General features: G+C 62.1%; 4 protein-coding genes. 1 reads left to right on the top strand and 3 read right to left on the bottom strand.

Annotated features, from left to right (window positions below):
- Positions 1 to 26 precede the first annotated feature (26 nt).
- Positions 27 to 917 (bottom strand): M28 family peptidase, encoded by an 891-nt coding sequence (locus H5T60_12260; GenBank protein ID MBC7243206.1) that lies wholly within the window; start codon positions 915 to 917, stop codon positions 27 to 29.
- A 139-nt stretch (positions 918 to 1,056) separates the two neighbouring features.
- Positions 1,057 to 2,367, bottom strand: a complete 1,311-nt coding sequence (trmFO, locus tag H5T60_12255; GenBank protein MBC7243205.1) for an FADH(2)-oxidizing methylenetetrahydrofolate--tRNA-(uracil(54)-C(5))-methyltransferase TrmFO — start codon at positions 2,365 to 2,367, stop codon at positions 1,057 to 1,059.
- A 214-nt stretch (positions 2,368 to 2,581) separates the two neighbouring features.
- Between trmFO and H5T60_12250 the strand changes: the two genes are divergently transcribed.
- Positions 2,582 to 3,922 carry a hypothetical protein gene (locus tag H5T60_12250; protein ID MBC7243204.1) on the top strand — a complete coding sequence of 447 codons (1,341 nt, stop codon included), beginning with the start codon at positions 2,582 to 2,584 and terminating at the stop codon, positions 3,920 to 3,922.
- Between the two features lie 4 nt (positions 3,923 to 3,926).
- Here H5T60_12250 and H5T60_12245 read toward each other — a convergent pair.
- On the bottom strand, positions 3,927 to 4,132 hold a 206-nt coding region (locus H5T60_12245), incomplete at its 5' end, for an SDR family oxidoreductase (GenBank protein MBC7243203.1).

Below are 4,132 nucleotides of genomic sequence, written 5' to 3'. Positions count from 1 at the left end.
ATCGTCCATAGTCTATGGTCCATCGTCTATGGCCTGCCGCTCTTCTCCACCCACCGCTCCAGCACGGCTCCGACGCGCTGAAGGCTCTCCGGGCTGACCTTGTCCGGCGTATCCTGGTGAGTGTGCCAATAGGGGTAATCGAAGTCAATGAGCAAGCACGCCGGCCATCCCCTTTCGATGAACGGCAGATGGTCGTCAATGATGCGCCAGCGCATGCGCTGGATAAAGACATCCGTGTATCCCTGTTCGGCGGCCACGGCCCAGATTTCCTGGCACAGCGCCGGCGTGGAATTCTCCTCCAGGTAAATTTGCAGGTCCGCGTCGCCGATCATGTCGACGACCACCACAGCCTGGGGGGCGATATCCAACTGCTGGGCGAAATACCGCGCTCCGACCGACCAGTCCCAGCCGGCGATCTCCCCCCGGTCTTCGGCATCGAAGAAGACCAGCCAGATCGGCCGGCGGATGGGCGGAAGCGCTCGCGCCAGCTCTAACAGCACCGCGGTGCCGCTGGCGCCGTCGTTGGCGCCGGGGATAGGTGCGGTGGGATTGTCGGGGTCGCGGTCGGCCTTTGGCCGAGTGTCATAGTGCGCCGCCAGGATGATGGGCTGGCCGGCGCCGCCGGCCTTGCCGATGATATTCTCAACCGTTGTCCCTTGATGCTGGAACGTCTGCGAGGTGACCTGCCATCCGTTTTCCTGCAAGGCGGTGCGGATGAGTTGTTTCAACTTCTGATGCGCTTCAGAGCCCGTGGGGCGCGGTCCCAGGTCGCACTGTGCGGTGACCCAATCGTACGCGCGCCGGCCGTCAAACGCAGTGGGAGCACGAGAGAGCTTCGTCCCGCCCCACCCTGCCCATATGAGGATAAGGGCCAGCGCAATTACTATGACGGCAGCGAGCAGTACTGATTTGCGCATGCAGGAAATCCGGCTTTCGTATAGCGTGCTAATCTGCCTTTCAGGAAAACCTCTCCCAGGCGAACCTGATCCTCGATATATGACTACACGAAAATGGGCCTGGGCACCCTCTTTACTATACAGGGGAAATGGCGCGAAGTCAATCAATGTCTGACAAACTCGGCAGGTCGCGGCGCGCCCGTTCGACATACGCCTGCGCCCGGGACCGCTTGCCCCGCGGCATCCGCTCCAGCGCCGGCATAATCCCAAAGTTGGCCTTCATCGGCTGAAAGTCTTTCACCGCCGGCGAGCTGACGTAATGCATCAGCGCCCCGATCATCGTCGTCGGCGGGAACACCACCAGCGGCTTGCCGCGCGCCAGCCGGCTGGCGTTCACCCCCGCCACAAACCCGCTGGCGGTGGAGCCGACATATCCTTCTGTGCCGGTGATCTGGCCGGCGAAGAAAATCCGCTCGTCAGAGCGCAACTGCATGGTGGGCTTTAACAGCCGCGGCCCGTCAATAAACGTGTTGCGGTGCATCTGTCCGTAACGCACAAACTCCGCATGCTCCAGGCCGGGTATCATGCGAAACACCCTGTCCTGCTCGCTCCAGCGCAGGTTGGTCTGGAACCCCACCATGTTGTACAGGGTGCCGGCCAGGTCATCCTGGCGCAACTGCACCACGGCGAACGGCCGCTCTCCCGTGCGGGGATCAATCAACCCCACTGGCTTGAGCGGGCCAAAGGCCAGCGCATCCCTGCCCCGCTTTGCCAGCACTTCGATGGGCAGGCAGGCTTCGAAAAAGCGCGGGTCCTCGGTCTCAAAGGTATGCAAAGGGATGGTCTCCGCGCTGACCAGCGCATCCACGAAGCGATAATATTCCTCCGCCGTCATCGGGCAGTTGATGTAATCATCATCCCCTTGGCCGTAGCGCGAGGCGCGGAATGCCTTGGTCATGTCGATGGATTCCAGGGTCACAATCGGCGCCATCGCATCGTAAAAGTACAGATGTTCGCCGCCTGTGAGCTTGCGTATCTCCTCTGCCAGCGGCTCAGAGGTGAGCGGACCGGTGGCAATGACCACAATGCCCTGGCGAGGGATTTCGGTCACCTCCGCACGGCGCACCTCGATCAGCGGATGGCTCAAGATCCGCCGCGTCACCTCTTCGGCAAAGGCCTCCCGGCCCACAGCCAGGGCGCCGCCGGCCGGCACCCGCGTCGCATCCGCACAGGCCAGTATCAGCGACCCCAGTTTGCGCAGTTCCTCCTTCAGCAGGCCAGGCGCCCGATCCGGCAGGTCGGAACCCAGCGAGTTACTGCAGATCAGCTCGGCAAATTTATCGGTCTGATGCGCCGGCGTCATCTTGACCGGCCGCATCTCGTACAAGATGACCGGCACGCCGCGTTGAGCGATCTGCCAGGCCGCCTCCGCGCCGGCCAGTCCACCTCCGATCACAATAATCGGCTCCATAGCTCCACCCTATTGCCCATCTCTCCTTGGAAGGTATCGCAACAGCTCATTCGCCCACTGCATCACACTTTTCATTATACTTGGTTTCCTGGAGAAAGTCCACTCGCTCCGCCCTCGTGCGTTGTTATGTCCGGTTTGGCCGATTTGACCGGCGCCGGCGGTTATGGTAAAATTTCCCCTGCGTCGCCGCCACCAGAGAGAATGGGATGACAAGATGCCGTCAACCGTACTCAAAGAACGCCTGCTGTCCCCAGAGGAAATTCTGGACCTGTTCGCCGGCCTCCAGCCTGACCCGGCCTGGTCGTTCGCGGAATGCACGCCGCGCGACACCTGCCGGCTGACCCATGGCTACCACCGCTATCCCGCCAAGTTCATCCCCCAAATCGTGGATAAACTGCTGGATAGCTACACCGACCCGCGCCGGCCCACCGTGGTCAACGACCTCTTCATGGGGAGCGGCACGACCATCGCCTGCGCCATCGAACGGGGTTATCGCGCCACCGGCACGGATATCAATGAAGTCGCCTGCCTCATCACTCGCGCCAAGTCCACTCCGCTGGACCCGGAGAAGCTGGAGCGCCGCCGGCTGTGGCTGTACGAACGCCTGCGCCCCCTGGACGACGGGTACGTCAGCAACGGCGTGCTTCCCGCCATTCTGCCGCAGTCCGAGCGCATTGACACCTGGTTCCCCGAGCGCCAAAAACACGAGCTGGGACAAATCCTCGCCGCCCTCATGGAAATCGAGGATGAGGACGAGCGCAACTTCTTCCTGTGCTGTTTCAGCCATATCCTGAAGAACTGCTCGTTCTGGCATATGGGCTCGACCAAGCCGGCGCGCGACCTTTCCCGCGAGCCGCGCCGGCCCTGGCCCACCTTCCTCGTGCACCTGCAGAAGATGAGCGATCGCAACCGCGCCTTCTGGCACACCGTGCCGCCGGCGGTGCGCACGCATATTCACGAGTACCTGGACGTGCGCTGTCATGACGCGCGACAGCTTCCCTTCCCCGACAATTCAACCGACATCCAGATCACATCGCCGCCTTATGTCACATCCTATGAGTATGCGGACCTGCATCAGCTCACCGCCCTCTGGCTGCATTATGTCCACGACCTGCGGGACTTCCGCCAGAAGTTCATCGGCACCTCGCGGCCGACCAACCACCGTCCCTATCATGGGCATTCGGAGATCGCCGAAGAAATCCTCGCACAAATGGAAAAGGCGGACGCCGGCCTGGTGCCCAGCATCCGCCGTTTCTTCAGCGATATGAGCGAATGTTTCTCCGAAAGCTACCGCATCCTGAAGCCAGGCGGCCGCGCCTGCTACGTCATCGGCAACACCCAGCTCAAGGGCGTCGCCGTGCGCAACGCTGAGGTATTTGTGGAGCTGATGCAGGAGGCCGGCTTCATCCTGGAACGCGTCATCAAGCGGCAGATCCCATCCAAAATCCTGCCCCAGCGGCGCGATCCCAACACCGGGCGCTTCGTCTCTCACCAGATACCACAGTGTATCGAGGCCTATCCGGTCGAATATATCATCATCATGCGCAAGCCGTAAGGCCTCAGCTCATGGCTCCGCCGCCCACCGTGATGACCTCCCCGTTGACATAGGTATTGGCGGCAGAGCCCAGGAACAATACCAGGCGCGCCACGTCCTCCGGCGTGGCCAGCCGGCGCACGGGCACCCGCTTGGCCATGGCCTCCTTGGCGCTTTCCGAAAGGCTTTCCAGCATGGTCTCGGTCAGCATCAGGGTGGGCGCCACCGCGT

The organism is Anaerolineae bacterium (assembly GCA_014360855.1).
In the GTDB taxonomy this organism is placed as follows: domain Bacteria; phylum Chloroflexota; class Anaerolineae; order JACIWP01; family JACIWP01; genus JACIWP01.
The sequence above is the reverse complement of the archived record's forward strand: the minus strand, read 5'-3'. Positions and strand labels throughout refer to the sequence as shown.

Coding starts and splice junctions, on each gene's coding strand:
- H5T60_12260 (MBC7243206.1), bottom strand. CDS start 917: ATGCGCAAATCAGTACTGCTCGCTGCCGTCATAGTAATTGCGCTGGCC.
- H5T60_12250 (MBC7243204.1), top strand. CDS start 2,582: ATGCCGTCAACCGTACTCAAAGAACGCCTGCTGTCCCCAGAGGAAATT.
- trmFO (MBC7243205.1), bottom strand. CDS start 2,367: ATGGAGCCGATTATTGTGATCGGAGGTGGACTGGCCGGCGCGGAGGCG.